The organism is Rhodococcus aetherivorans (genome assembly GCF_025722975.1).
GTDB classification, from domain to species: Bacteria; Actinomycetota; Actinomycetes; order Mycobacteriales; family Mycobacteriaceae; genus Rhodococcus; species Rhodococcus aetherivorans.
Map to the genome: position 1 here is coordinate 3,828,836 of NZ_CP106982.1, position 26,322 is coordinate 3,855,157.

Genomic DNA, 26,322 nt, shown 5'->3' on the forward strand with positions numbered 1-26,322 from the left:
TCCCCGTGGGCGAGAGAAGCGGGACGACCGAGGTGGCGACGGCGGACACGCTGACGCCGGTCGCGCAGGACTACCTCAAGATCATCTGGACCGTGCGGGAATGGTCGGGGGAGAAGGTCTCGACGAAGCTGCTCGCGGAGAAGCTCGGAGTGTCGGCGTCGACCGTCTCCGAGGCCGTCCGCAAGCTCGCCGATCAGGGCCTCGTCGACCACGCCCGCTACGGCGCGATCTCCCTCACGGACTCCGGGCGCGCCGCCGCCGTGGCCATGGTCCGCAAGCACCGTCTGCTCGAGACGTATCTGGTCCAGGAACTCGGCTACGGCTGGGACGAGGTGCACGACGAGGCCGAGGTCCTCGAGCACGCCGTCTCCGACCGGCTCGTCGCCGCCATCGACGCCAAGCTCGGCCATCCCGAGCGGGACCCGCACGGCGACCCGATCCCGGCGGACGACGGCACGATCCCCACTCCCCCGGCCCGGCAGCTCAGCGCGTTCGTCGACGGCGAGCACGGCCGCGTCGCCCGCATCTCGGACGCGGACCCGGCGATGCTGCGCTACTTCGACGACGTGGGCATAGCCCTCGACACCGACATCCGGGTCGTCGAACGCCGCGACTTCGCGGGCACCGTCTCGGTCCGTATCGGCGGCGACGGCGGCACCACGGTCGACCTCGGGCATCCCGCGGCCGACGCGATCTGGCTGGTGTAGGCGGCCGCGGCGCCGGTGTGTCCTTCGGGCGGCGGGAGCAGCCCGAAGGACACACCGCTACATGGTGGCCGGGCGCACGACGAACACTGCCGAGGCCCGCTTGCCCTTCTCCTGCAGCAGCGCCGCGGCCCGGCCGGACGGGTCGATCGCCGCGTACACGCCGGGAATCCCCACCGGATCCAGCCACCGGCCGTTCGCCAGCAGTTCCGCCTCCGCCGCGGTGACGTCGCGGCACGGGAACGCGGTGCGGACGGCTGCATCGATGTCCAGGCTCACGGTCGGGCTCTCCTCGAGCTGGGCGAGCGTGCGGGCGTGCTCGAGCCCGAACGGGCCGACCCGGGTGCGCCGCAGCGCCGTCAGGTGCGCGCCGACGCCCAGGGCGGCCCCCAGATCCCGGGCCAGCGCCCGGATGTAGGTGCCGGACGAGCACTCCACCTCGACGTCGAGATCGACGAACCCGTCCGAGGTGGTCCGCCGGGACAGCACCTCGAACCGCGAGACCGTGACCGGCCGGGCCGCGAGCTCGACGGTCTCCCCCTCGCGCATCCGGGCGTAGGCGCGCTTGCCGTCGATCTTGATCGCGCTGACGCTGGCAGGCACCTGGGAGATCTCCCCCGTGAGCGCGGCAACGGCCGCCGCGATCGCCTCGTCCGCGACGGCGGAGGCGTCGGTGGTCGCGAGCACCTCACCCTCGGCGTCGTCGGTGACGGTGCTCTGCCCGAGCCGGATCGTCGCCGAATACGCCTTGGTGGTGAGGGCGAGCAGGCCCAGCATCTTCGTCGCGCGCTCCACCCCGAGCACGAGCACGCCCGTCGCCATCGGGTCGAGGGTGCCGGCATGACCGACCTTGCGGGTGCCGAGCAGCCGCCGGCAGCGGGCCACCACGTCGTGGCTGGTCATACCCGGGTCCTTGTCGACGACGAGCAGGCCGGCACGGGCGAGGGCGGGGTTCTCGGAGGCAGACACGGGGCCCGATTCTGCCACCTGCCGCGGCGGCCCCGGTGTCAGTGCACGACGATCGCGGTGAGCACCAGCCCGTCGGCGATCAACCACCGCCCGTCGAACGCCGACAGCGGCGCACCGTCGCGGGTGTCGCCGGGTACGAGCAGGTCGGAACGGAACGTGCCCGACGCGGCCGCGCTCGGTACGGCGGCCGCGCCGTCGCGCTCGAACGTGATGTGGGCGTCCTCGAAGCCCAGCCAGCGCCCGGTGAGCGGGAACCACGCCTTGTAGGTGGCCTCCTTCGCGCAGAAGAGCAGGCGGTCCCAGTGCAGGCTCGGCTCGGTGCCGGCGAGCCAGGTGCGCTCCTGCGGCAGGGACACCGCCTCGAGCACCCCGTCGGGCAGGGGACCGTGCGGCTCCGCGTCGATCCCCAGCGACCGCACCTGCAGCGCGTAGGCCAGGACGGCGCCGCGGTAACCGTCGCAGTGGGTGAGGCTGCCGACGACTCCCCGCGGCCATACGGGCGCCCCCTTGTCGCCCTTGAGCACCGGCCCGGGCTCCATCCCGAGCTGCCGCATGGCGAGCCGCGCGCAGTGCCGCGCCCCCGCGAACTCCCGTCGCCGCTTGTCCACCGCACGGGCGACGAGCGCCTCCTCCTGCGGGTGCGGTCGCAGGCCGGGCGGGTCCTCGAACAACTCCGCGGCGGCGATGCCGTCGGGCAGGATCCGGGTGATCAGCCCGGTGCGGGTCGAGGTCGTCGGGTCGGTCATCGCAGCTCCCCAGTGCGCGTGTTCTGTGCAGCGCGCTCAGCGCGCATCTTCTCGACTTCGGCTTCCATCTCGGGGGTCACCCGGAAGTGCCCGCCCCACTTGTTCAGCGATCCCGGCGGATACTCCGGCACCGGCAGGATCTGGCGCAGCAGCGGCTCGGGCAGACCCCGGCGCTGCCATTCCCGTGGGTAGCCGAGGGAGACCTCCTCGAAGCGGACGCCGTCGTAGTACGTGGTGCGCGGGATGTGCAGGTGTCCGTACACGGCGCACAACGCGCGGTAGCGCAGGTGCCAATCGGCGGTCTCGGTGGTGCCACACCAGAGGGAGAACTCCGGGTAGAACAGCATCCGGGTGGGTTCGCGGACCAGTGGGAAGTGGTTGATCAGCACCGTCGGCAGCGCCGGGTCGAGGGCGTCGAGGCGCTTGCGGGTGTCGTCGAGCCGCACGCGGCACCACACGTCGCGGGTGACGTACGGGTCGGGTGAGAGGAGGAACTCGTCGGTGGCGACGACGTTGCGTTCGCGGGCGAGCGCCAGGCCCTCGGCCTTCGTCGTGGTGCCCTCGGGCAGGAACGAGTAGTCGTAGAGCAGGAACATCGGCACGAGCGTCACCGGCCCGCCCTCCCCGTGCCACACGGGATACGGGTCCTCCGGGGTGAGCACGTCGAGTTCGCGGCACATCGTCACGAGGTAGTCGTACCGGGCGGCGCCGTGCATCTGCACCGGGTCCTTGGCGGTGGTCCACAGCTCGTGGTTGCCGGGAACCCAGATCACCTTGGCGAAACGGCTGCGCAGCAGCGACAGCGCCCAGCGGATGTCGTCGGACTTCTCGGCGACGTCGCCGGCGACGATCAACCAGTCGTCCGGGGATTCGGGGTGCAGATCCTCGGTGACGGGGCGATTGCCTCGATGCCCGACGTGGATGTCGCTGACCGCCCAGAGTTTCCCCGTCACCGGTCCTGCCCTTCTGTCTCGTCCCGTACCGTCTCGCGCCGGATCTGCCGGTCCGCACCGGCGACGGCCCACCGCCCCGACCGGGTCCGCCAGACCACGGCCGCCATGCGGAACACGATGAACACCGTAAGCCCCGTCCAGATACCCGCGAGCCCCCAGCCCCACACCAGCGAGCACCAGACGACGGGCAGGAAGCCGAACAGCGCGGACGCGAGCGTGGCGGTGCGCAGGAAGGCGGCGTCACCGGCGCCGAGCAGCACCCCGTCGAGCGCGAACACCACTCCGGCGGCGGGCATGAGCGCGACGAAGAACCACCAGGCGACGTCGATCTGCTCGAGGACCGCCGGGTCGTCGGTGAACAGCGCCGGGATCACGTCGCCGCCGAGCAGGAACGCCAGGGCCAGGCCGGCGGCGAACACCGTGGACCAGGCGGTGATCCGCCAGGCCAGGCGCTTCGCGCCGGACCGGGCCCCCGCCCCGAGCGCCGCACCCACCAGGGCCTGCGCGGCGACGGCGAGCGAGTCGAGGGTGAGCGCGACGAAGTTCCACAGCTGCAGCACCACCTGGTGCGCCGCGACGGCCGCGGCACCGAAGCGGGCCGCCACCGCGGCCGCGGACAGGAAGCACGCCTGGAAGGCGAGGCTGCGGGCGATCAGATCGCGGCCGAGGCGCAACTGCGCCACGATCACCGCGCGACGAGGCCGCAGCGGCACACCGGCCCGGAGCAGTGCCCCGACGAACAGGGCCGCGGAGACACCCTGTCCGGCGACGTTGGCGACGGCGGAACCGGCGAGTTCCCAGCGGGGGGCGCCGAGCAGGCCGTGCACGAGCACCGGGCACAGCACCGCCGAGAGCGCGAGCCCGGCGAGCACGTACCGCAGCGGGCGGGCGGTGTCCTGCACGCCTCGCATCCAGCCGTTGCCGGCGAGCCCGACGAGGATCAGCGGTGCGCCGAACAGGGCGACCCGCAGCCACGACACTGCGGCGTCGGCGATCTCCGGGTCCCCGGCGATCAGCGCGGCCACCGGTTCCGCCAGTACCTGCCCGACGAGCAGGATCGCGGTGCCGACACCGAGCGCGAGCCAGGTGGCCTGCACACCCTCGGCGACGGCGGCGTCACGCCGGCCGGCGCCGTGGAGGCGGGCGGCGCGGGCCGTGGTCCCGTAGGACAGGAAGGTCAGCTGGGTGCTGACCTGGGCGAGGACGAGGCCGCCGATGGCGAGGCCCGCGAGCGCGAGCGCGCCGAGCCGGCCGACGACGGCGATGTCGAACAGGAGGTACAGCGGCTCGGCGGCGAGCACCCCGAGGGCCGGCACCGCGAGCCCGAGGATGCGCCGGGCGGTGGCCTCGGGGACGACGTGCGGGGGCGCGTCCGGTTCCGGGCCCGCGGTGTCCCGCGGTTGCGGCGCCGGCACCGTCAGTCCAGGGCCGCGCGCAGCGCCGTGACGACCCGGTCGCGGTCGCCGTACGCGGTGTATCCGGATGCGAACCGATGCCCACCTCCGCCGAGGGCGGTGGCGGCGACGGAGACGTCGACGGCGTTCTTCGAGCGCAGCGATACCGTCCACACGTCCGGGCCGCACTCCTTGAACACGGCGGCGACCTCCGCTTCGGCGGTGGTCCGGACGATGTCGATGACGCTTTCGACCTCCTCGGCGCCGAGGTGCGCCGAATCGGCGCGCAGCACCGTCGCGTGGACGAGTCCGCGTCCGCCGGCGGCGTCGGGAACGAGCGTCGCCGACGCGAGCACCCGCGACAGCATCGGCAGCCACCCGAAGGGGTGCGTGTCGAGGAGCCGTCGCGTGATGGCGGCCCCGTCGATGCCGGTGGCCAGCAGGCGCTCGGCCAGACGGTGTCCCCCGGCGCGTCCCCACCGGAACGAGCCGGTGTCGGTGACCAGCCCCGCGTACAGGCAGTGGGCGAGGTCCGCGTCGATCTCCACGCCCCACTCGTCGAACAGCTCGGCGAGCACGGCGGTGGTGGATTCGGCGGCCTCGTCGATCAGATTGTGGGTGCCGAACCGGGTGTTGGAGCGGTGGTGGTCGATCACCAGGGTGTGCTTCGCGCCTGCCAGCCGGTCCGCGAGATGCCCGAGCCGGCCGGCCGTGCCGCAGTCCACGGTGACGAGCAGGTCGACCTCGCGGCGCACCTGCCCGGCGGGCACCCGCAGGTGCCCGCCGGGCAGGTCGCGCATCGACGCCGGGACGGCGGCCGGCGACGCGAACGCCACCTGCACCGGAATGCCGCGCCGCTCGAGCACCGTGCCGAGTGCCAGGCCGCTGGCGAAGGTGTCGGCGTCGGGCTGGACGTGGCAGAGGATCGTCACCGAGGTGGCGTCCTCGAGGAGCGCGACGGCGTCGCGCAGATCGACCGCCGTGGCGGCCTGGATCGACTCGGCCATCGGTGCGCTACAGGTCGTCACCGTCGTCGGGACGCACCCGTGGTTCCTTGTAGGGATCCGGCTCGCCGGCGGGAGCGGCGCCCTCGCGGGCCTTGGCGAGTTCCTCGTCGGCGGCCCGTGCCCGTTCGAGGAGTTCCTCCATGTGCCGGGCGGTGTCCGGCACGGTGTCGGTGACGAAGGTCAGGGTGGGGGTGAACCGCACCCCGGTGCCCGCCCCGACCTTCGAGCGCAGCACGCCCTTGGCCTTCTCCAGGCCTGCGGCGGCCGCGGCCAGGTCGGGTTCGGTGTCCAGGTCCTCGCCGCGGACCGTGTAGTAGACGGTGGCGTCGTGCAGATCTGCGGTGACCTTCGCATCGGTCACGGTGACGAACGCCAGCCGCGGATCCTTGATCTCGTGATCGATGGCCGTGGCGACGATCGTGGCGATGCGCTTGGCCAGTCGACGTGCCCGTGCTGGATCGGCCATGTCAGTCGGTTCCTCTCCCCGGCCGCCGGCGGCGACCACATGTTTGTTCCACCGGTCCGGTCAGTCCTCCGGACCGAAAATTCTTCGCCGCACGGAGAGCAGCTGCAACTCCGGGCGGCCGGCGACGAGCCGCTCGCACGTGTCGAGCACCTCGTTGAGATAGGGCACCGCCGATGCGGCCACCGCCACGCCGATCTCGGCGCGACGGTAGAGGTCCTGGTCGCCGGTCTCGGCGGCGCTGACCGCCATCCGCCGCAGCTCGGCGAGGACGGGCCGGATCACGGACCGCTTCTGCTTGAGCGAGCGCACGTCACCGAGCAGGACGTCCAGTTCCAGTGCCCCGAGATACATCCACCCTCCGGTGTCGTCCGGTGCCGGTCCTCCGGCACGCCGACGGCGGCGGGCGATCATCTCGCCCACCGCCGCCGACGAGGCCGTCGGTTGTGTCCGGCTGCGTCAGTCGCGCGGCTTCTCGCGCAGCTCGTACGCCTCGATCACGTCACCGATCTTGATGTCGGAGTAGGTGACCGTCAGACCGCACTCGAAGCCTTCCCGCACCTCGGTCACATCGTCCTTCTCGCGCCGCAGCGACGAGATGGTGACCGTCTCGGCGACCACGTTGTTGTCGCGGAGCAGACGGGCCTTCGCATTGCGCTTGACGACACCCGACTGGACCATGCAGCCCGCGATGTTGCCGACCTTGGACGACTTGAAGATCGCCCGGATCTCGGCGCGGCCGAGCTCGACCTCCTCGTAGATCGGCTTGAGCATGCCCTTGAGGGCCTTCTCCACCTCGTCGATCGCCTGGTAGATGATCGAGTAGTAGCGGATGTCGACGCCCTCGCGGTTGGCGAGCTCGGTGGCCTTGCCCTCGGCGCGGACGTTGAAGCCGATGATCACGGCGTTCGACGCGGCGGCCAGGTTGACGTTGGTCTCGGTGACACCACCGACACCGCGGTCGATGACCCGCAGGCGCACCTCGTCGCCGACCTCGATGCCCATGAGGGCCTCCTCGAGGGCTTCGACCGTACCGGCGTTGTCGCCCTTGAGGATGAGGTTGAGCTCGTTGTGCTCCTTGAGCGCGGCATCGAGGTCCTCGAGGCTGATCCGCTTGCGGCTCTTGGCGGCCAGCGCGTTGCGCTTGCGCGCATTGCGGCGGTCCGCGATCTGCCGTGCGATGCGGTCCTCCTCGACGACGACGAGGTTGTCACCGGCGCCGGGCACCGACGTGAAGCCGATGACCTGGACCGGACGCGACGGGAACGCCTCGAGGACGTCGTCGCCGTGCTCGTCCACCATTCGGCGGACACGGCCGTACGCGTCGCCCGCGACGATCGAGTCGCCCACGCGCAGCGTGCCGCGCTGGACCAGGACGGTGGCCACGGGGCCGCGGCCGCGGTCGAGGTGCGCCTCGATCGCGACGCCCTGCGCCTCCATGTCCGGGTTGGCCCGCAGGTCGAGGGACGCGTCCGCGGTGAGCAGCACGGCCTCGAGCAGCTGGTCGATGTTCAGGCCCTGCTTCGCCGAGATGTCGACGAACATGGTGTCGCCGCCGTACTCCTCGGTGACCAGTCCGTACTCGGTGAGCTGCTGGCGGATCTTCTGGGGGTTCGCACCCTCCTTGTCGATCTTGTTCACCGCGACCACGATCGGCACGTCCGCAGCCTGCGCGTGGTTGATCGCCTCCACCGTCTGCGGCATGACGCCGTCGTCGGCCGCGACCACGAGGATCGCGATGTCGGTCGACTTCGCGCCGCGGGCACGCATGGCGGTGAACGCCTCGTGACCCGGGGTGTCGATGAAGGTGATCAGCCGGTCTTCGCCGTTGAGGTGGGTCATCACCTGGTAGGCGCCGATGTGCTGGGTGATGCCGCCGGCCTCGCCCTCGCGGACGTTGGCCTTGCGGATCGTGTCGAGCAGGCGGGTCTTGCCGTGGTCGACGTGACCCATGACGGTCACCACCGGCGGACGCTGCACGAGGTCTTCCTCGGTGCCCTCGTCCTCGCCGTAGGTGATGTCGAACGACTCGAGCAGCTCGCGGTCCTCGTCCTCGGGGCTGACGACCTGAACGTTGTAGTTCATCTCCGAGCCGAGCAGCTCGAGGGTCTCGTCGTTCACCGACTGAGTGGCCGTGACCATCTCACCGAGGTTGAACAGCGCCTGGACCAGGGCCGACGGGTTCGCGTCGATCTTCTCCGCGAAGTCGGACAGCGACGCGCCACGGGCGAGACGGATGGTCTCGCCGTTGCCGCGCGGCAGCCGCACACCACCGACCGACGGTGCCTGCATCGAATCGTATTCCTGCCGCTTCTGCCGCTTCGACTTGCGGCCACGGCGCGGAGCGCCACCGGGACGACCGAAGGCACCCGCGGTTCCGCCGCGGCCACCACGGCCGGCGCCACCGCCACCGCCACCGGGACGACCGCGGAAACCACCGGCGGCACCGGCACCGGCACCGGCGCCGGGAGCACCGCCACCGCCACCGCGGTAACCGCCGCCGCCACCAGCGCCGGCCGGACGTCCGCCGGGCGCGCCGGGACGGCCGGGACGACCGGTCGGGCCGGGACGCGCAGCACGCTGCGGCATCGCGGCCGGGTTCGGACGCGGGGGCATCGAGCCGGGGGACGGGCGGGGACCGCCCTGGCCGGGAGCCGGACGGGGACCGCCGGGACCGGCCGCGGGGCGACCCTGACCGGGAGCCGGACGGGCACCGCCGGGACCGGCCGCGGGGCGACCCTGACCGGGAGCCGGACGGGCACCGCCGGGACCGGCCGCGGGGCGACCCTGACCGGGAACCGGACGCGGCGCGCCCGGACGCGGCGCGGGCCGCTCCGCGGGTGCGGACGAGTACGGATTGTTGCCGACGCGCGGCGGCTTCGGGCCGGGACGGGGACCGCCCGGCTTGGGGCCGGCGCTCGGAGCCTGCGGGGCCGGAGCCTGCGGGGCCGGAGCCTGCGGGGCCGGAGCCTGCGGCGCGGCCTGCGCGGCCGGAGCCTGCGGGGTGGCCGGCTTCGGGGCAGCCGGGCGCGGAGCGCCGGGCTTGGGGCCGGGTGCGGCGGGGCGCGAAGCCGGAGCCGGACTCGGCGCGGGGGTTGCGGCCTCGGACTTCGGGGCCGGGGCGGGTGCCGGCGCGGCCTGGGCGGGCGCTGCCGGACGGGGACCGGGGCGCGGCGCCCCGGGCTTGGGGGCTGCCGCCGACGGAGCTGCGCCGTCGCCGTTCGCCTTCGCGAAAGATTCGCGCAGTCGACGCGCGACCGGCGGCTCGACCGTCGAGGACGCCGACTTCACGAATTCGCCCTGTTCCTTCAAACGGGCGAGAAGTTCCTTACTGGTGACACCGAGTTCCTTGGCCAACTCGTGTACACGGGCCTTGCCTGCCACTGCTCTCCTCACTGATGAGGTCGAGCGGCTGGTGCCCGCACGACCTCGGGTTATCTCCGATGGACGTTCATCGCTGGTGCTTCACGGTGTGCTCATGAGTGCTTGTACCTGTTCTTCTCAGAGTTGGTGTCCCCGGTCCGGCGCGTATCGCTACGCCGAGTCCTCCTCGTTCCGGACCCCGACCAGCTGAACAAGCGCAGACGGGTCGATTGTTCCCGACACCCGCAGCGCTCTGCCGAATGCTCGACGCCGTTCCGCCTGACCGAGGCATTCCGGATCGGGGTGCATCCACGCGCCCCGACCGGGCATCCTCCGCCCCGGGTCCGGCACCAGCACGAAGCCTGACGGCTCCGTCGCCCGCGCCACAACCCTCAGCAGATCGGCAGCCAGCACCCGCTGCCGACACCCGACACAGGTGCGCACCGGACCGGTGCGCTCTCGGTCGACCGAGGGCAGCTCATGCTGAGCCATCGACCACTCTACCGCTGATCGGGCCGGAACCGTGCATTCCACGCCTATCTGCCTGTCGCGGGCGATCCCGCCGACGCCGGACCGCCGGCCGCGGCATCGCTGCGGATGTCGATCCGCCACCCGGTCAGCCGCGCGGCCAGCCGGGCATTCTGCCCTTCCTTGCCGATCGCGAGGGACAGCTGGTAGTCGGGAACGACGACCCGCGCGGCGCGCGCGTCGGGGTCGACGACTGTGACGGATACCACCTTCGAGGGGGACAGCGCGTTACCGACGAACTTCGCCGGATCCTCGTCGAAGTCGATGATGTCGATCTTCTCGTCACCGAGTTCGCGCATGACGTTGCGCACCCGCTGCCCCATCGGGCCGATGCACGCGCCCTTGGCGTTCAGTCCCGGCACCCGCGAATGGACGGCGATCTTGGAGCGATGGCCGGCCTCCCGCGCGACGGCGACGATCTCCACCGACCCGTCCGCGATCTCCGGCACCTCGAGGGCGAAGAGCTTGCGCACCAGGTTGGGGTGCGTCCGCGACAGGGTGATCTGCGGGCCGCGCTGCCCCCGCGACACCCCGACGACGTAGCACCGGATCCGGTCGCCGTGCTCGTACGTCTCGCCGGGCACCTGCTCGGCCGGCGGGATCAGCCCTTCGGTGCCGGTGGTCTCGGCGCCGATCTTCACCACGACCATGCCGCGGGCGTTGGCGCGGGTGTCGCGCTGGACCACGCCGGCGACGACCTCGCCCTCGTGCGTCGCGAACTCCCCGAACCGCTGCTCGTGCTCGGCATCGCGGATGCGCTGCATGATCACCTGGCGGGCGGTGGTCGCCGCGATGCGACCGAAGCCCTCCGGGGTGTCGTCCCACTCGGAGACGAGGTTGCCGTCCGCGTCGAACTCCTGCGCCATCACCCGCACGGCACCGGTCCGGCGGTCCACGTCGACGCTCGCGTGCGGCTGGTGCCCGTCGGTATGCCGGTAGGCCGTGAGCAGGGCCGTCTGGATCGTCTCGATCAGCGCATCGAACGGGATGTTCTTGTCGGCCTCGAGGACCTTCAGGGCTGCGATGTCGATATTCACTTGTCCACCTTCACTTCGTCCGTGCCGTTGTAGTCCGTGCCGCTCTCGTCGTCCGGGTCGTCGCCGTCGCCCTCGGCGATCTCGCCGGCACGCACCCGGCCGTCCGGCAGGCCGCCCGCGAGCTCGAGTTCGCGCGGATTCGGCGCGTTGAACTCCACCTCGACGACGGCGCGGCGCACCTCCGCGAGCGGGATCGCCCGCACCGAGGGCCCACTGCGGCCGGGAACGACGATCCGGACCTCGTCCCCGACGAGCTCGCCGATGCGGCCGACGATCGTCTCGTCGTCCAGTTCGATCCGGGCCTTGCGGGCCTGGGACCGGCGCCAGTGCCGCTCGCGGGTGAGCGGGCGGCCGATGCCGGGGCTGGTCACCTCGAGCACGTAGGGCGACTCGCCGAAATCGGAGACGGCGTCGAACGCCTCGGAGACCAGGGTGCTCAGGCGGGCGGCCTCGTCGAGGCTCAACCCGGCGTCGCTGTCGACGAACAGCCGCACCGTGCTGTGCTTGCCCGCAGACGTGATCACCACGTCCTCGAGGTCGTATCCCTCGCGCTCGATCGGGCCGGAGACGAGTTCGGCAATTCTCTCCGGGGGCGGCACCGGCATCGCGACAGGCTCCTCGTTCAGTTGTGATCGCAGCGGACGTCATGCCGGCGCACGAGCGGACCGGCAGGTATTCAAGGGTATCGCGCATCCGGCGCTCCCGTGACCAACCCCCCGCGGCCCGACCACCGTCGGATCCGCCCGGACCGGGCTGGCACGATGGTGCGGTGCCGACGCCCGCATCCTCACCGCCCGTGTCCCGACGCACCGTGCTGCGCTGGTCCGGCGCCGCGCTCGGCGGCGTCGGTGCGCTCGCCGTCGCCGGGTGCGGCGCCGGCACGGACGACGGCGCCGGGGAGGTCGATCCCCTGATCGCCCAGGCCGAGCGGGCGCGCGTCGACGCCGCGACCGCCGGTCTGCTCGTCGCGCTGCTCCCCGACCGGGCGGGCGCCCTGAATGCCGTCGGCGCCGAGCGCACGACCCACGCCCAGGTCCTCGACGCCGAGGTGGCCCGGCTCGCCGGGGCCGACCCGGCGTCGACCACCACGGCGTCGACCACCACGACGACGACCGTGGCCCCGGCCGCGGATCCACCCACCCTCGACCTGCTGCGCGAGCGACTGAACGGCTCCCAGCGGGCCGCCGCGGACCTGGCCCGCACCCTGCAGGGCTACCGGGCGGGCCTGCTCGCCTCGATCAGCGCCGCGTGCGCCGTGCACAAGGGGGTGCTGCTGCCGTGAGTTCACAGTCGCTGGGCGTCGAGCAGCAGGCCCTCGTGGACGCGTTGAACGCCGAGTACGCCGCGGTGTTCGGCTACGGCATCGTCGCCGCGTTCTCCAATCCCGCCCGCGCGGCCGAGGTGTCGGCGGACACCGCCGCCCACCGGGCCCGGCGCGACGCCACCACGGACGCGCTGCGGGCCGCCGCCGTCACCCCGCCCACCGCGGCCGCCGGGTACACGACGCCCTTCCCGGTGACCGACGCGGTTTCCGCCGCACAGTTGGCGGTGCAGATCGAGACCGATGTCGCGGTGGCGTGGCGCTCCGTCGTCGAGCGGGCACGCAGCGAGCACACCCGCGGGGCGGCGATCGAGGCCCTCACCGAGTCCGCGATGCGGGCGGCCCGGTGGCGCGCGAACCTCGGGGTCGTCCCGCCGTCCGTCGCGCTGCCCGGGCAGCCCTGACCTCGACCGGGACGCCGCGGCATCCGCTCGCGCCGACCGCCGCGGGCGAAGTGCTCAGTCGGTCACGACCGCTATCGCGAAGCCGTCCCAGCCCTTTGCGCCGACGGTCTGCAGCGCGGTCGCGTCGAGCCGAGGGTCGGTGGCCATGAGTTCCAGCACCTCTCGGGCGCCGCGCACCCGCTCGTCGTCGAGATCGGCGTTGGTGACCGAACCGCCGCGGATCACGTTGTCGACGACGATGACGGTGCCGGGGCGGCCGAGCCGCAGCGCCCACCGCACGTAGTGCGGGTTGTTCTCCTTGTCCGCATCGACGAACACCAGGTCGAACGGGGCCCCGCCCTCGAGGGACGGCAGGGTGTCGAGGGCGGCGCCCACCCGGATGTCGACCCGCTCCCCCACGCCGGCGCGATCGAGGTTGGCGCGCGCGACCCCGGCGTGCCGGGGCTCGTACTCGAGGGTGACCACGCGCCCGTCGTCGCCGACGGCCCGCGCGAGCCAGATGGTGGAGTACCCGCCGAGCGTGCCGATCTCGAGGATGCGCCGCGCACCGCGGATCCGCGCCAGCAGATGCAGGAACTTGCCCTGCACGGGTGCGACGTCGATCGGCGGCAGGCCCGCCGCGGCGTTCGCCGCGAGCGCGTCCTCGAGCTGAGGGTCGGCCCCGATCAGGGTGTCGGTCAGGTAGGCGTCGGTGCGCTCCCAGTCGTCCATGGCATCAGTGTGGTGCCCCGGTGGCCCGCACGCGATCCCGAGGGCCACCGGGGGTGCTACTACGCGCCGAGGATCTCCTTCAGGGCCGCATCGGCCGGCACCTCGCGGGACTCGCCGCTGAACCGGTCGCGCAGCTCGACCTTGCCGTCGGCCCAGCCGCGGCCGACGACGACGACCAGCGGCACGCCGAGCAGCTCGGAGTCCTTGAACTTCACGCCGGGCGAGGCCTTGCGATCGTCGAGCAGCACCTCGACGCCCGCCTTGTCGAGCTCGGCGGCCAGATTCTCGGCACCCTCCCGGGCCGCCTCGTCCTTGTTCGCGATCACCAGGTGCACCCCGAACGGGGCGACCTCGGCGGGCCACCGCAGGCCCTTGTCGTCGTGCTGCTGCTCGGCGATCACGGCGACGAGCCGGGAGACACCGACGCCGTAGGAACCCATGGTCGGGCGCACCGGCTTGCCGTTCTCGCCGAGCACGTCGACGGCGAAGGCGTCGGTGTACTTGCGGCCGAGCTGGAACACGTGGCCGATCTCGATGCCGCGCGCCGACACGAGCGGGCCCGCACCGTCCGGGGACGGGTCACCGTCGCGCACCTCGGCGGCCTCGATGGTCCCGTCCGGGGTGAAGTCGCGCCCGGCGACGAGTCCGACGACGTGCCTGCCGGGCTCGTCGGCGCCGGTGATCCACGACGTGCCGTTTCCGACGCGCGGATCGACGAGGTAACGAACTCCGTTGTCGAGCAACGCTTTCGGACCGATGTACCCCTTGACGAGGAACGGGTTGGCCGCGAAGTCGGCGTCCGTGAGCAGCTCGTACTCGGCCGGCTCGAGCGACGCGCCGAGCCGCTTGTCGTCGACCTCCCGGTCGCCGGGGATGCCGATGCCGAGCAGTTCCCACTCCCCGCCGGGTCGCCGCGTCTTGACGAGGATGTTCTTGAGGGTGTCGGCGGCGGTCACCGGGCGGTCGAGCGCACCGTTGGCCCACTCGACGAGAGTGTCGATGGTCGGGGTGTCCGGGGTGTCGTGCACCACCGCCTCGGGCAGCCCGTCGAACGGAACCGGCTCGGGGGCCAGGGTCTCGACGGCCTCGACGTTCGCGGCGTAGCCCGACTCGAGGCAGCGCACGTACGTGTCCTCGCCGGCGTCGCTCTCGGCGAGGAATTCCTCCGACGCGCTGCCGCCCATGGCGCCCGACGTCGCGGAGACGATCACGTACTTCACGCCGAGTCGGGCGAAGATCCGCTCGTAGGCGTCACGATGCGCCCGGTACGACTCGGCCAGGCCCTCGTCGGTGAGGTCGAAGCTGTAGGAGTCCTTCATCACGAACTCGCGGCCGCGGAGGATGCCGGCACGGGGACGTTCCTCGTCGCGGTACTTCGTCTGGATCTGGTACAGGGTGACCGGAAAATCCTTGTACGAGTTGTATTCACCCTTGACGGTGAGCGCGAACATCTCCTCGTGGGTGGGGCCGAGCAGGTAGTCGGCGCCCTTGCGGTCCTGGAGCCGGAACAACCCGTCGCCGTACTCGGTCCACCGGTTCGTGGTCTCGTAGGGGTCGCGCGGCAGCAGCGCCGGCAGCGAGATCTCCTGCCCACCGATCGCGTTCATCTCCTCGCGCACGACACGCTCGACCTGCCGCAGTACCCGCAGACCCAGCGGCAGCCACGAGTACACCCCCGGGGCGATGCGGCGGACGTAGCCGGCGCGCACGAGCAGCTTGTGGCTGGCGACCTCGGCGTCGGCCGGGTCGTCGCGGAGGGTGCGGAGAAACAGGTGCGACATGCGGGTGATCACGGGAGAGCAGCCTACCTGCCGCCCCGGAACCGACCTCGGTACGGTTACCGCTTGTGCTGGTGCTTCTGCCTCCCTCCGAAACCAAGTCCGACGGCGGCGACGGTGCGCCCCTCGACCTGGGCGAGCTGTCGATGCCGCAACTGACCGCGACCCGCGAGGAGCTGGTGCAGGCGCTCGTCGACCTGGCCGCGGATCCGGAGGCGTCGAGCCTCGCCCTGGGCCTGGGTCCCACGCAGGCGGACGAGATCGAACGCAACGCCAAGCTGTGGGTCTCGCCCACCCGGCCGGCTCTCGCGCGCTACACCGGGGTGCTGTTCGACGCCCTCGACGCCGGCTCGTTCACCCGGGCGCAGCGGGAGAAGGCCCACCGGCGACTCGCGATCGGATCGGCCCTGTTCGGCGCGGTGCGCGCGGGCGATCCCATCCCGGCCTATCGCCTGTCGGGCGGATCGAAGCTGCCCGGCGTCGGGACCCTCGCGTCGCTGTGGCGGCCGGAGCTGAGCGGCGCCCTGGCCGCCGAGGCCGCCGGGCAGCTCGTGGTGGACCTGCGGTCGGGGGTGTACCGGGAGCTCGGGCCCGTCCCCGGCGCGGTCACCGCGACCGTGCTCACCGAGCAGCCCGACGGGAGCCGCAAGGTGGTCAGTCACTTCAACAAGCACCACAAGGGCCTGCTGGCCCGCGCGCTCGTACTGACCCGCGCGGAGCCGGCCGACGTCGACGGTGCCGCCCGCGTCGCGGCCCGGGCGGGCCTGCGGGTCGAGGTGGCGTCAGCCACCGAACTGGTGATCCTGACCTGACTGCGGCACGCGCCGGGTGTCCTGCACCGCGGTGAGGAACCGGTGCGCCGGGTGCCAGAAGCTACCGAGCACGGCCGCCACCCGAGGATCGGCGGACCCGGCGGCCGATCGCTGCAGTTCGGCCAGCCGGTCGGCGCACTCGCCGCAGGCGTCGTCGAATCGGACGGGTTCGGCGAATCGGACGGGGTCGGCAGCGGTGTCCCCGATCCGGTCCACGAGCTCGGCCAGGGCTGTCAGGAGAGCAGGCACCGAGCAGCGCGCCGCGTCGTCCGCCCCGTCGAGAACGCCGTCCGACGCCGCCTCCGCCACGCGGGCGAGTTCGCGGAGCGCCGGCACGGCGTACCACAGCCGGTCGAGGACGTCGTCGGAGGCCGAGGCCTGATCCCGGACCCGGGCCGCGATCGGGCGCGGATTGAGCCGCACACTCTCTCGTGCCCACTGCGACGACTCCGCCGCGCGGTCCATCATCCGGTCGATCTCCCCCGTGCGACGCACCCAGCCCCCGGGCCCCGGACCCGCCTCGTCGCCCAGCCCGGCGGCCATGTCACACAGCAGGGATCGGGCCTCACGGGCGAGTACCCCGAGTTCGTCCCCGACCGGGTAGACCGGCGGGAACAGCACCGCGGTCACCACGAGTCCGCACGCTGCCCCGATCGCCGTCTCGAGCAGCCGCTCCCCCAGCATCACGGGGCTGCCGGCGGCGCCCGTCGCGATCACCAGCAACGCGGTGATCGCCACCCAGATCCCGTTCGAACCGAACCGCCGCCAGCGGCCGACGAACCAGCCGACGAGCACCACGACGCCGATCGCCGCCGTCTGCCCCGGCACCAGCCATTCCGCCGTTGCCGCGAGCAGCACGCCGGCGACGACCGTTCCGATCTGCACCACCGCCTGCCGGAGGGACCTGAACACCGTGGTCTCGACGAGGAACACCGCGACGTAGGGGGCGAGGAAGGCCTGCGGCAGCGTCAGCCACTCGGCGGCGACGAGCCACGCGAGGACCGCCGCGAGGGCCGACTTCAGCGCCTGCGCGGCGACGTACCGCTCGTGCCCGCGCACGCGTACCGCGCGTGCGGTCCACGTCGCCGGGAACCGCATCCACTCGGTGATGGTCGACAACATGTCCGTCGGCTACCCCGCCGCTGGGGCCGGGCACACCTCGGCGGCAGGGCCGGTACGGGGCTACGCGCCCTGCGCCGCCTTCTCCGCCACCTGGGCCTGCGCCACCTGCTCGGGGGTGAAGCGGATGAACAGCGCCGCGGCACCCGCGATCACGGCGCACACCGCACAGCCGACGAGGGCAAAGAGGTAGCCCTCCCCCAGCGCGTAGAGCTGGCCGGGATCCATGTCGGCGACGGCGCCGGACGTGCCGCCCAGCGACAGGGTCCGCGACGTGGCCATCGCGCCGATCACGGCCAGGCCGATGGGGCCGCCGAGGGTCTGCGCCACCTGGGCGATCGCCGCGAGCGGGCCGATCTCGTGCGAGCCGACGCCGGCGATCGCGCACAGCGGCAGCGGCACCACGGCCAGGCCCACCCCGAACCCGACGACGAGCACCAGGACGAACAGCGTCGGCAGGTAGGCGACGGTGTGCGACATCGTCGAGCCGTACAGGAGGCTGACCGCCATGATCAGCGCCCCGGTGACGACCAGCCAGCGGGGCCGCACCCGCACCGCCAGCTTCGACGCGACCGCCGCGGCGGCGCCCAGGCCGAAGGCGAAGGGCACGAACGCCAGGCCGGCCTGCAGCGGCGAATAGCCGAGGATGTCCTGCACGAACAGGGCGACGAACGCGGCGAGGCTGAACATGACGGCACCGGCGAAGAAGATGGACACGAACGTCGCGACCCGGTCCGCGTTGCGGAACAGCACGAACGGCAGCAGCGGGTTCTCGGCGCGGCGCTCGACGACGAGGAACACCGCGAGCAGCGCGGTACCGGTGATCAGCGCGCCGACCACCGCAGGACTGGTCCACCCCATCTCCGGGCCCTCGGTGAGCCCGAAGACGAGACCGGTGCAGCCGAGTGTGGCGAGCACCGCGCCCGGCACGTCCAGCGGCAGCCGCTCGGCCGCGGTCTCGCGCAGCGCGACCACCGCCAGGCTCACGATCAGCATCCCGATCGGCACGTTGATCAGGAAGATCCAGCGCCAGGACACCTCGGTGAGGGCGCCGCCGATGATCAGCCCCGCGATCGATCCGACGCCCGTCATGGCCGCGAAGATGGCGATCGCCTGGTTGCGTGCCGGTCCGGGCGCGAAGGTGGTGGCGACCAGCGCCAGGGCCGTGGGCGAGGCCACGGCGGCGCCGACGCCCTGCAGCGCGCGGGCCGCGACGAGGGTGCCCTCGTTGACGGCGAGGCCGCACAGCAGCGACGCGACGGTGAACAGGCCGACGCCGGCGATGAACATGCGTTTGCGGCCGAAGGCGTCGCCGAGACGTCCGCCGAGGAGCATCAGCCCCCCGTAGCTCAGGGCGTACGACGTGAGCACCCAGTTGCGGCCCGCGTCACTCAGACCGAGGTCCTCCTGCAGCGGCGCCAGCGCGAGATTGGCGACCGTGCCGTCGAGCACGACCATCAACTGCAGACCGCTGAGGACGATGATCGCCAGGCCCAGCGCACGCGTGGTGACGGGGTAGCTCACGGGCGAGGAGGTTTCGGCCATGTGGATCAACGTTACCGAGCGCCCGGGGCGACCCCGGCCACCGGCCCGATGTCGAACCCGGCCACCGGCCCGATCACGATGATGGCCGGCGGGCGGATCTGCTCCTCCCGGACGCGGGCGGCGACGGTCTTCAGGTCGGCGCGCAGCACCCGCTGGGTGCGCAGCGTGCCCTCCTGGATCACGGTGACCGGGGTCTGCGCGGGCCGGCCGCCCTCGAGCAGGGCGGCGGCGAACTGCTCGATCCGCTCGACCGCCATCAGCAGCACGAGCGTGCCGCGCAGGCGCGCGAGCGCACCCCAGTCGGTGAGCGAATCCGGGTGGTCGGGCGCCACGTGGCCGCTGACCACGACGAACTCGTGAGTGACGCCGCGGTGGGTGACGGGGATCCCGGCCGCGGACGGCACCGAGATGGCGCTGGTGATGCCGGGGACGACGGTCACGGGCACTCCGGCGGCGACGCACGCCTCGAGTTCCTCGTAGCCGCGGCCGAACACGTACGGGTCGCCGCCCTTGAGCCGGACGACGAACTTTCCGGCCTTGGCGCCGTCGATCAGCGCCTGGTTGATGGCCTCCTGCGCCATCGCCCGGCCGTAGGGGATCTTGGCCGCGTCGATCACCTCGACGTGCGGGCCGAGCTCGGCGAGCAGTTCCGGCGGGGCCAGCCGGTCGGCGACGACGACGTCGGCGCGACCCAGCAGGCGCCGCCCGCGGACCGTGATCAGGTCGGGATCGCCCGGGCCGCCACCGACCAGCGCGACCCCGGGGCGGGCGGGCTCGGCGTCGGCGACGACGGCACCGGACTGCAGGGCCTCGCGGATCGCGGTGCGCACGGCCGCGGAGCGGCGGTGGTCGCCGCCGGCCAGCACACCGACGGTCATCCCGTCGTAGTGGGCGGTGGCCGGGGTGACGGCCGTGCCGCGGCGGGCGTTGTCGGCCCGGACGCAGAAGATGCGGTGACGTTCGGCCTCGGCGACGATCGCGGCGTTGGTGTCCGGTTCGTCGGTGCAGGCGATGGCGTACCAGGCGCCGTCGAGATCCCCGTCACGGTAGTCGCGCAGTTCCAGGGTGACCTGCCCGGCGGTGGCCATGCCCTCGACCGCGGGCGTCGCCGCACGGGTGATCACGTGCACGTGGGCACCGGCGGCCACGAGCAGACCGAGCCGTCGCTGTGCGACGGTACCGCCCCCGACCACCACTACTCGCCGGCCCCGCAAATTGAGCCCGACCAGGTAGTTGGTCTCGTCATCGGCAGCACTGGACACCGGCACTTCCCATCTTTCGGCACTGTGCAACGCGCATCACGCTGCGGGGAACGCACAAACACTACGGGCCGGGCCGATCGCGGCGCCATCCGCCGTACGAACATCGTGAGGGACGCCGCAGGCCCGGCACGCACGGCGTCCGAAGGACTCAGCCGACGAGGAGGGACTCGCGGACCTGCCGGCGGAGCACCTTCCCGATCAGGGACCGCGGCAGGTCGTCCACCACCACCACACGCCGCGGGACCTTGTAGGCGGCCAGGCGCGAACGGCAGTGCTCCCGCGCCGCCTCGGGGTCGAAGTCGTCGCCCGAGACCAGCACCGCCGCCACCACCTCCTCGCTGCCGTCAGGGGTCGGCAGACCCACCACGGCGGCGTCGACTACTCCCGGGAACAGCCGCAGCGCCGCTTCGACCTCGGACGGCATGACGTTGAAGCCACCGGTGATGATCAGTTCCTTGATCCGGTCCACGACCGTGACGAATCCGTCGCGGTCGACCTGGACGATGTCACCGGTCCGGAACCAGCCGCCGTCGAGCAGCGCCTCCGCCGTCTGTTCGGGCTTGTTCCAGTATCCGGAGAACACCTGCGGTCCGCGGATCAGCAGCTCTCCCCGCTGCCCGGGTTCGACGTCGCGCTCAGGGTCGGCCGGATCGACCACCCGGATCTCGGTGCTCGGGAAGGGAACTCCGACCGCACCGGGCCGGCGGGCGAGTCCGATGGGATTGCCGACCGCGACCGGCGACGTCTCGGTCAGCCCGTACCCCTCGACCAGCACGCCCCCGGTGACCGCCTCCCACAGTTCCAGTGTCTCCGTCGGCAAGGGCATCGCCCCGGAAATCGACCAGCGCGCCGACGTCAGATCCACCGACCGCTCCCGGGCCGCGCGGGCGAGGCGCTCGTAGATCGGCGGCACCGCGGGCATGAACGTGGGTGGGTGCTTCTTCGCGGCGGCGAGCACCAGATCCACGTCGAACTTGGGGAACAGCACCAGACGGGCGCCGATGCTCATCGCGAAGGTCACACACAGGGTGAGCCCGTAGGCGTGGAACATCGGCAGCACCGCGTAGACGACCTCTGCGCCGTCGACCAGCCCCGGCACCCAGGCGCGGCCCTGCGCGGCGTTGGCGCCGAGGTTCGAGTGCGTGAGCATCGCGCCCTTCGGGGTGCCGGTGGTGCCGCTCGTGTACTGGACGACCGCCAGATCGCCGACGGAGGGGCGCGGATGCTCCGGGTCGAGGGGTCCGTCGGCCAGCAACCGCTGCCACGGAATCGTCCCCGGCGCCGGCCCCGTCAGCGCGTCCCGCAACGCGCGCGCTCTCGGGACGGGGAGGGTGAGCGCGAGCCGCTTGGACCACGGCATCGAACGAGTGATGTTCACCGCCACGATGTGCTCGACGGCCGTGTCCCCGGCGATCCGCTGCAGCAGCGGACAGACCTTGTCCCAGGCGACCGCCACCGTGGCGCCGTGGTCCGCGAACTGGTGGGCCATCTCCTCGCCGGTGTAGAGCGGATTGTGCTCGACCACCACGCCGCCGATCCGCAGGACCGCATAGAACGCGATCACGTGCTCCGGACAGTTCGGCAGGACGAGCGCCACCCGGTCGCCGGGGCGCACGCCGAGCCGTCGCAGCCCCTCCGCGGCACGGTGCACCCGGTCGCCGAGTTGCGAATAGGTCAGTTCCGCGCCGAAGAACTCGAGCGCCGGACGTGGCCCGAACCGAGCGACCGACGCCTCCAGCATGTCGACCAGCGAGTGCTCGGGGGGTGCGATGTCCGACGGCACCCCCTCGGCGTAGCTGTCGAGCCAGATCCGTTCCATACCGGTGCCCACAGCCCCGCCCCTCTCAGCGACTGGGATCAGGGTATCCCGCCGGGGCGCGGGCGCCACGGCGTTCCGGCGGACGGCGCGGCCCGCGAGGGCCGGACCCGGCCGAGACCCTCGCAGGCCGCATCGGAGGACGGGCGGTCAGACCGTCGCCGGCTCCGCCGGGGCGGTGGCCTCCACCGCGGAGGCGACATCGAGCTGCAGGGACTTGGTGCCCCAGCGCCAGACCTTGTCGAACAGCGCGGTGTCGTCCGAGAGCTTGACCCCGAGGGACGGCACCATCTCCTTGAGGGTGTCCTGCCACGCCGTCCACCGGTCGGGGAAGCAGCGCTCGAGGACGTCGAGCATCGCCGGAACGGCGGTCGAGGCGCCGGGGGACGCGCCGAGCAGACCGGCGATCGTGCCGTCGCCGGCATTGACCACGGCGGTGCCGAACTCGAGCACTCCACCCGCACCCTTGCGGCGGATCACCTGCACCCGCTGACCGGCGGTGATGAGCTCCCAGTCCGCCATGCGGGCCCGCGGCACGAACTCGCCGAGGGTGCCGATGCGGTCGCGCGGCGACTGCATCAGCTCACCGATCAGGTACTTGGTCAGACCCATCTCGGTGAGGCCGACGCCGATCATCGACAGCAGGTTGTTGGGCTTGACCGAGCCGGGCAGGTCGGTGAGCTTGCCGTTCTTGAGGAACTTCGGGGACCAGCCGGCGTACGGGCCGAACAGCAGGCCCTGCTTGCCGCCGATCACGCGGGTGTCGAGGTGCGGGACCGACATCGGTGGCGCACCCACGGCCGCCTTGCCGTACACCTTCGCGCTGTGCATGGCGATCAGCTCCGGGTTGGTGCAGCGCAGGAACTGGCCGGAGACGGGGAAACCGCCGAAGCCCTTGGCCTCCGCGATACCCGACTTCTGCAGCAGGTGCAGCGCTCCGCCGCCGGCACCGACGAACACGAACCGGGCATGCACCTTGCGGGCCTGGCCGGTGCGGCGGTTGCGGACCTTGACGATCCAGCTGCCGTCGGACTGCTTGTCCAGGTCGGTCACGTCGTGGCCGAAGTGCACGGTGCCGCCCGACGCGGCGACGTTGTTGAGCAGCTGCTTGGTGAGGGCACCGAAGTCGACGTCGGTGCCGTCCTGGGTCCAGTTCAGCGCGATGGGCTCGGAGAAGTCACGGCCCTGCGCCATCAGCGGCAACCGCTCGGAGAAGTACTCGGGGCTCTCCGAGTACTCCATGCCGGCGAAGAGCGGGTGCCCGGCCAGCGCGTCGTAGCGGGCACGCAGGTACTTCACGTTGTCGGCGCCGTGGACGAAGCTGACGTGCGGAACGGGATTGATGAAGTTCTTGGGATCGGTGAGGATGCCGTTGTCCACCGCGAACGCCCAGAACTGGCGCGAGACCTGGAACTGCTCGTTGACGTTGATCGCCTTGGTGATGTCCACGCCATCGCCCGGCTTGGCGGGCGTGTAGTTCAGCTCGCACAGCGCCGAGTGACCGGTGCCTGCGTTGTTCCAGGGATCGCTGCTCTCCGCCGCGGCGGCGTCGAGCCGCTCGAAGGCGGTGATGGACCAGTCGGGCTGCAGCCGGCGCAGGATTGCGCCGAGCGTCGCGCTCATGATGCCCGCACCCACGAGCACTACATCGGTCTTGGCCTCTACCACGTTCTCTGACACTGGAGGATCGACTTCCTTGTCTGTTCGCACGCGCCGTTGCGTTCCGCACTGCTCCGCGTGAGTGTCCCGTGCACGTCCGTGCTCGTCGGCCGGGTCTCGCTGCACTCGCGGATCCCGGCGACGTCGCGGCCGCGCCGACTGCGACGAACAGGTTACCCGCGCGTTGTCCGGCGTTTGTCTTCACCCAATTGTGCCCCCACGACAGGTCCGCGTAGTGACCAATACAGTGTGATCGTGACTACTTGGATGCCCGATATCCTCGGCGACGGATACGAGCAGCTCACGCTGCCTCTCGGCCCCGATCCGGACGGCGAGGGCGAGGTCACCGCCACCCTCGTCCGCTATCAGCCGTCCGTCTACCCCGGCGGCGAGTCCGCCCCGGACCGTGCCGTGATCTACGTGCACGGATTCACCGACTACTTCTTCCAGCAGCACCTCGCCGAGCACTTCGCGGCCCAGGGGTACCGCTTCTTCGCCCTGGACCTGCGCAAGTGCGGCCGCTCCCGGCAACCGGAGCAGACGCCGCACTTCGTCACCGACCTGACCTACTACGACGCCGAGCTCGAGGAGGCGCTGCGGGTCGTCCGGAGCGAGGTCGGCGGCGGCATCCTCCTCGTGGCGCATTCCACCGGCGGGCTGGTCCTGCCGCTGTGGCTCGACCGGCTGAACCGCCGGCCCGGCGGCACAGGCGGCGCCGGGATCCAGGGCCTGATCCTCAACAGCCCGTGGTTCGACCTGCAGGGGCCCTCGATCCTGCGCAGCCTCGGCACCGTCGCCGTCGACACCGTCGGCCGGGTCCGCAGCCGAGCCGTCATCCCGGGGCAGAGCCTGGACACCTACGGGATGAGCCTGCACAGGAACGCCAACGGCCAGTGGGAGTACGACCTGGACTGGAAGCCGCTGGCCGGGTTCCCCGTCACGTTCGGCTGGCTCCGCGCGGTCCGTCGCGGCCACGCGCGGCTGCACCGCGGCCTCGACGTCGGGGTCCCGTCGCTGATCCTGCGGTCGAAGGACACGCGCTGGGCCCCGGCGTACGACCCCGCGGTGGACACCGCCGACGCGGTCCTCGACGTCAAGCAGATCGCCCGCTGGGCCGGGTGCCTGGGCGACCGCACGACGATCGTCCCGATCACCGGTGCCCGCCACGATGTGTTCCTCTCCACACCGGAGGTCCTCGAGGTGGCATTCCGGGAATTGGATCTGTGGCTGGACTGGTTGGACGGTCACAGCAGAACCCTGTGACCGTCCGCGCGAACCTGACTACGGGAGAACAGTGAGCCACTACGACCTGGCCATCATCGGCACCGGATCCGGAAACTCGATCGTCGACGAGCGATACGACGGCAAGAAGGTGGCCATCCTCGAGCAGGGCACCTTCGGCGGCACCTGCCTCAACGTCGGCTGCATCCCCACCAAGATGTACGTCTACGCGGCGGAGGTCGCGCAGACCGTGCGCAAGGCCGCGAAGTACGGGGTGGACGCGACGGTCGACGGGGTCCGGTGGAACGACATCGTCGACCGCGTGTTCGGCCGGATCGACCCGATCGCGGCAGGCGGAGAGCGCTACCGCACGGAGGACTGCGCGAACGTCACCGTCCACCGCGGGCACGCCCGGTTCGTCGGCGAGCGCGCCCTCGACACCGGCACCGGGGAGATCATCACCGCCGACCAGGTCGTCGTCGCGGCGGGCGCGCGGCCCGTGATCCCGCAGGAGGTACTCGACGGCGGGGTGCGTTACTACACCAACGACGACATCATGCGGCTGCCGAAGCTGCCCGAGTCGCTCGTGATCCTCGGCTCCGGGTTCATCGCGATGGAGTTCGCCCACGTCTTCTCCGCCCTCGGCACCCGGGTGTCGGTGCTGGCCCGCACCGGTCAGCTGCTGCGGCACCTCGACCACGACCTCGCCGAGCACTTCACCGGTCTGGCCACCGACCGGTGGGACGTGCACCTGTCCAACCCCGCGACCGCCTTCCGCGCCGTCGGCGACGGCGTCGAGGTGGACCTGGCCGACGGCACCACCGTCAGCGGCGACGCGCTGCTCGTCGCGGTGGGACGCACGCCCAACGGGGACGCACTGGACGCCGCCGCCGGCGGGCTCGCGCTGCACGAGGACGGCCGGATCGTCGTGGACGAGTTCCAGCGGACCACCGCGCGCGGGGTCTTCGCGCTCGGTGACGTCTCGTCGTCGCACCAGCTCAAGCACGTCGCGAACCACGAGGGCCGGGTCGTGCAGCACAACCTGCTCCACGACGCGTGGGGCGGGGACACCTCCGCGCTGCGCCGCTCGGACCACCGTTTCGTGCCGTCCGCGGTGTTCACCGACCCGCAGATCGCGACGGTCGGGCTGACCGAGGAGCAGGCCCGCGCCCAGGGCTACGACGTCGCGGTGAAGATCCAGTACTACGGCGACGTCGCCTACGGCTGGGCGATGGAGGACACCGAGGGCTTCTGCAAGGTGATCGCCGACCGCGCCACGGGCAAGCTGCTCGGCGCGCACATCCTGGGCGCCCAGGCGTCGTCGGTGATCCAGCCGCTGATCCAGGCGATGAGCTTCGGTCTCACCGCGCGAGAGACGGCCACCGGCCAGTACTGGATCCACCCGGCCCTGCCGGAACTGGTCGAGAACGCGCTGCTGGGTCTGTAGGCCGCGTGCGTCCTTCGGGCGGTTCCGGCCTCCCGAAGGACACACCGGCGGCGAAGCCGCCCG

General features: G+C 72.0%; 24 protein-coding genes. 6 read left to right on the plus strand and 18 right to left on the minus strand.

The genetic code is table 11. From position 1 onward, the window contains the following. Nucleotides 1-32 precede the first annotated feature (32 nt). Nucleotides 33-707 (plus strand): metal-dependent transcriptional regulator, encoded by a 675-nt coding sequence (locus OCS65_RS17255; protein ID WP_029543295.1) that lies wholly within the window; start codon nucleotides 33-35, stop codon nucleotides 705-707. A gap of 57 nt (nucleotides 708-764) precedes the next feature. Here OCS65_RS17255 and truB read toward each other — a convergent pair whose 3' ends face one another. From truB to rimP, 11 genes are all read right to left on the minus strand, one after another. Further along, the gene (truB, locus tag OCS65_RS17260) at nucleotides 765-1,673 is read right to left on the minus strand and encodes a tRNA pseudouridine(55) synthase TruB (RefSeq protein ID WP_029543293.1); all 909 of its coding nucleotides are present in this window, start codon (nucleotides 1,671-1,673) and stop codon (nucleotides 765-767) included. Between the two features lie 38 nt (nucleotides 1,674-1,711). Beyond that, nucleotides 1,712-2,419: a 4'-phosphopantetheinyl transferase Npt gene (gene npt, locus OCS65_RS17265; protein ID WP_037200816.1), complete on the minus strand. Its 708-nt coding sequence runs from the start codon at nucleotides 2,417-2,419 to the stop codon at nucleotides 1,712-1,714. Next, on the minus strand, nucleotides 2,416-3,372 hold the full coding sequence (locus OCS65_RS17270) for a metallophosphoesterase family protein (RefSeq protein ID WP_006948334.1): 957 nt from the start codon (nucleotides 3,370-3,372) through the stop codon (nucleotides 2,416-2,418). Before OCS65_RS17270 ends, npt begins: the two co-directional genes overlap by 4 nt. After that, entirely contained in the window at nucleotides 3,369-4,787 is a 1,419-nt protein-coding gene (locus OCS65_RS17275; protein WP_029543288.1) for an MATE family efflux transporter, read from the minus strand. Before OCS65_RS17275 ends, OCS65_RS17270 begins: the two co-directional genes overlap by 4 nt. 2 nt (nucleotides 4,788-4,789) lie before the next feature. Continuing rightward, the gene (locus OCS65_RS17280; RefSeq protein WP_037200813.1) at nucleotides 4,790-5,773 is read right to left on the minus strand and encodes a DHH family phosphoesterase; all 984 of its coding nucleotides are present in this window, start codon (nucleotides 5,771-5,773) and stop codon (nucleotides 4,790-4,792) included. A 7-nt stretch (nucleotides 5,774-5,780) separates the two neighbouring features. After that, nucleotides 5,781-6,239 (minus strand): 30S ribosome-binding factor RbfA, encoded by a 459-nt coding sequence (gene rbfA, locus OCS65_RS17285; protein WP_029543285.1) that lies wholly within the window; start codon nucleotides 6,237-6,239, stop codon nucleotides 5,781-5,783. A gap of 60 nt (nucleotides 6,240-6,299) precedes the next feature. Next, nucleotides 6,300-6,590: a DUF503 domain-containing protein gene (locus OCS65_RS17290; RefSeq protein WP_029543284.1), complete on the minus strand. Its 291-nt coding sequence runs from the start codon at nucleotides 6,588-6,590 to the stop codon at nucleotides 6,300-6,302. Between the two features lie 105 nt (nucleotides 6,591-6,695). Further along, nucleotides 6,696-9,620 (minus strand): translation initiation factor IF-2, encoded by a 2,925-nt coding sequence (gene infB, locus OCS65_RS17295; RefSeq protein ID WP_185712710.1) that lies wholly within the window; start codon nucleotides 9,618-9,620, stop codon nucleotides 6,696-6,698. A 150-nt stretch (nucleotides 9,621-9,770) separates the two neighbouring features. Further along, a complete protein-coding gene (locus tag OCS65_RS17300; RefSeq protein WP_080688557.1) occupies nucleotides 9,771-10,091 on the minus strand; it encodes a YlxR family protein in 321 nt (106 codons plus the stop codon). A 44-nt stretch (nucleotides 10,092-10,135) separates the two neighbouring features. Then, nucleotides 10,136-11,164, minus strand: coding sequence for a transcription termination factor NusA (gene nusA, locus OCS65_RS17305; protein WP_006937408.1), 1,029 nt, complete (start codon nucleotides 11,162-11,164; stop codon nucleotides 10,136-10,138). Continuing rightward, nucleotides 11,161-11,769, minus strand: coding sequence for a ribosome maturation factor RimP (gene rimP / locus OCS65_RS17310; RefSeq protein ID WP_006937409.1), 609 nt, complete (start codon nucleotides 11,767-11,769; stop codon nucleotides 11,161-11,163). The genes nusA and rimP overlap by 4 nt, the downstream gene beginning before the upstream one ends. Before the next feature lie 164 nt (nucleotides 11,770-11,933). Between rimP and OCS65_RS17315 the strand changes: the two genes are divergently transcribed. Next, a complete protein-coding gene (locus OCS65_RS17315) occupies nucleotides 11,934-12,446 on the plus strand; it encodes a hypothetical protein (RefSeq protein ID WP_029543274.1) in 513 nt (170 codons plus the stop codon). Continuing rightward, on the plus strand, nucleotides 12,443-12,889 hold the full coding sequence (locus OCS65_RS17320; RefSeq protein ID WP_006937411.1) for a ferritin-like domain-containing protein: 447 nt from the start codon (nucleotides 12,443-12,445) through the stop codon (nucleotides 12,887-12,889). Before OCS65_RS17315 ends, OCS65_RS17320 begins: the two co-directional genes overlap by 4 nt. Before the next feature lie 54 nt (nucleotides 12,890-12,943). Here the strand turns inward: OCS65_RS17320 and OCS65_RS17325 are convergent, their stop codons facing one another. Continuing rightward, nucleotides 12,944-13,600 (minus strand): O-methyltransferase, encoded by a 657-nt coding sequence (locus OCS65_RS17325; protein ID WP_029543269.1) that lies wholly within the window; start codon nucleotides 13,598-13,600, stop codon nucleotides 12,944-12,946. Between the two features lie 59 nt (nucleotides 13,601-13,659). Further along, nucleotides 13,660-15,393 (minus strand): proline--tRNA ligase, encoded by a 1,734-nt coding sequence (locus OCS65_RS17330; protein ID WP_006937413.1) that lies wholly within the window; start codon nucleotides 15,391-15,393, stop codon nucleotides 13,660-13,662. A gap of 53 nt (nucleotides 15,394-15,446) precedes the next feature. Between OCS65_RS17330 and yaaA the strand changes: the two genes are divergently transcribed. Beyond that, entirely contained in the window at nucleotides 15,447-16,190 is a 744-nt protein-coding gene (gene yaaA / locus OCS65_RS17335; RefSeq protein WP_185712709.1) for a peroxide stress protein YaaA, read from the plus strand. On the opposite strand, the gene OCS65_RS17340 is transcribed toward yaaA, so the two are convergent. The 5 genes from OCS65_RS17340 to mqo form a co-directional block, all read right to left on the minus strand. Further along, nucleotides 16,161-17,312, minus strand: a complete 1,152-nt coding sequence (locus OCS65_RS17340; RefSeq protein WP_168579554.1) for an FUSC family protein — start codon at nucleotides 17,310-17,312, stop codon at nucleotides 16,161-16,163. The two genes, yaaA and OCS65_RS17340, sit on opposite strands and share 30 nt — an antisense overlap. 60 nt (nucleotides 17,313-17,372) lie before the next feature. Next, complete coding sequence (locus OCS65_RS17345; protein WP_006937416.1) at nucleotides 17,373-18,854, minus strand: MFS transporter; 1,482 nt, start codon at nucleotides 18,852-18,854, stop codon at nucleotides 17,373-17,375. Between the two features lie 11 nt (nucleotides 18,855-18,865). Then, on the minus strand, nucleotides 18,866-20,122 hold the full coding sequence (gene cobA / locus OCS65_RS17350; protein ID WP_373566473.1) for a uroporphyrinogen-III C-methyltransferase: 1,257 nt from the start codon (nucleotides 20,120-20,122) through the stop codon (nucleotides 18,866-18,868). A 142-nt stretch (nucleotides 20,123-20,264) separates the two neighbouring features. Then, nucleotides 20,265-21,947 (minus strand): long-chain-fatty-acid--CoA ligase, encoded by a 1,683-nt coding sequence (locus tag OCS65_RS17355; RefSeq protein WP_029543258.1) that lies wholly within the window; start codon nucleotides 21,945-21,947, stop codon nucleotides 20,265-20,267. 135 nt (nucleotides 21,948-22,082) lie between these two features. Next, nucleotides 22,083-23,612 carry a malate dehydrogenase (quinone) gene (gene mqo / locus OCS65_RS17360; protein ID WP_263507324.1) on the minus strand — a complete coding sequence of 510 codons (1,530 nt, stop codon included), beginning with the start codon at nucleotides 23,610-23,612 and terminating at the stop codon, nucleotides 22,083-22,085. Between the two features lie 234 nt (nucleotides 23,613-23,846). On the opposite strand from mqo, the gene OCS65_RS17365 reads away from it, so the two are divergent. Beyond that, nucleotides 23,847-24,854: an alpha/beta hydrolase gene (locus OCS65_RS17365; protein ID WP_029543255.1), complete on the plus strand. Its 1,008-nt coding sequence runs from the start codon at nucleotides 23,847-23,849 to the stop codon at nucleotides 24,852-24,854. 31 nt (nucleotides 24,855-24,885) lie between these two features. Next, a complete protein-coding gene (gene mtr / locus OCS65_RS17370) occupies nucleotides 24,886-26,259 on the plus strand; it encodes a mycothione reductase (protein ID WP_102800118.1) in 1,374 nt (457 codons plus the stop codon). The last annotated feature ends 63 nt before the right edge of the window (nucleotides 26,260-26,322 follow it).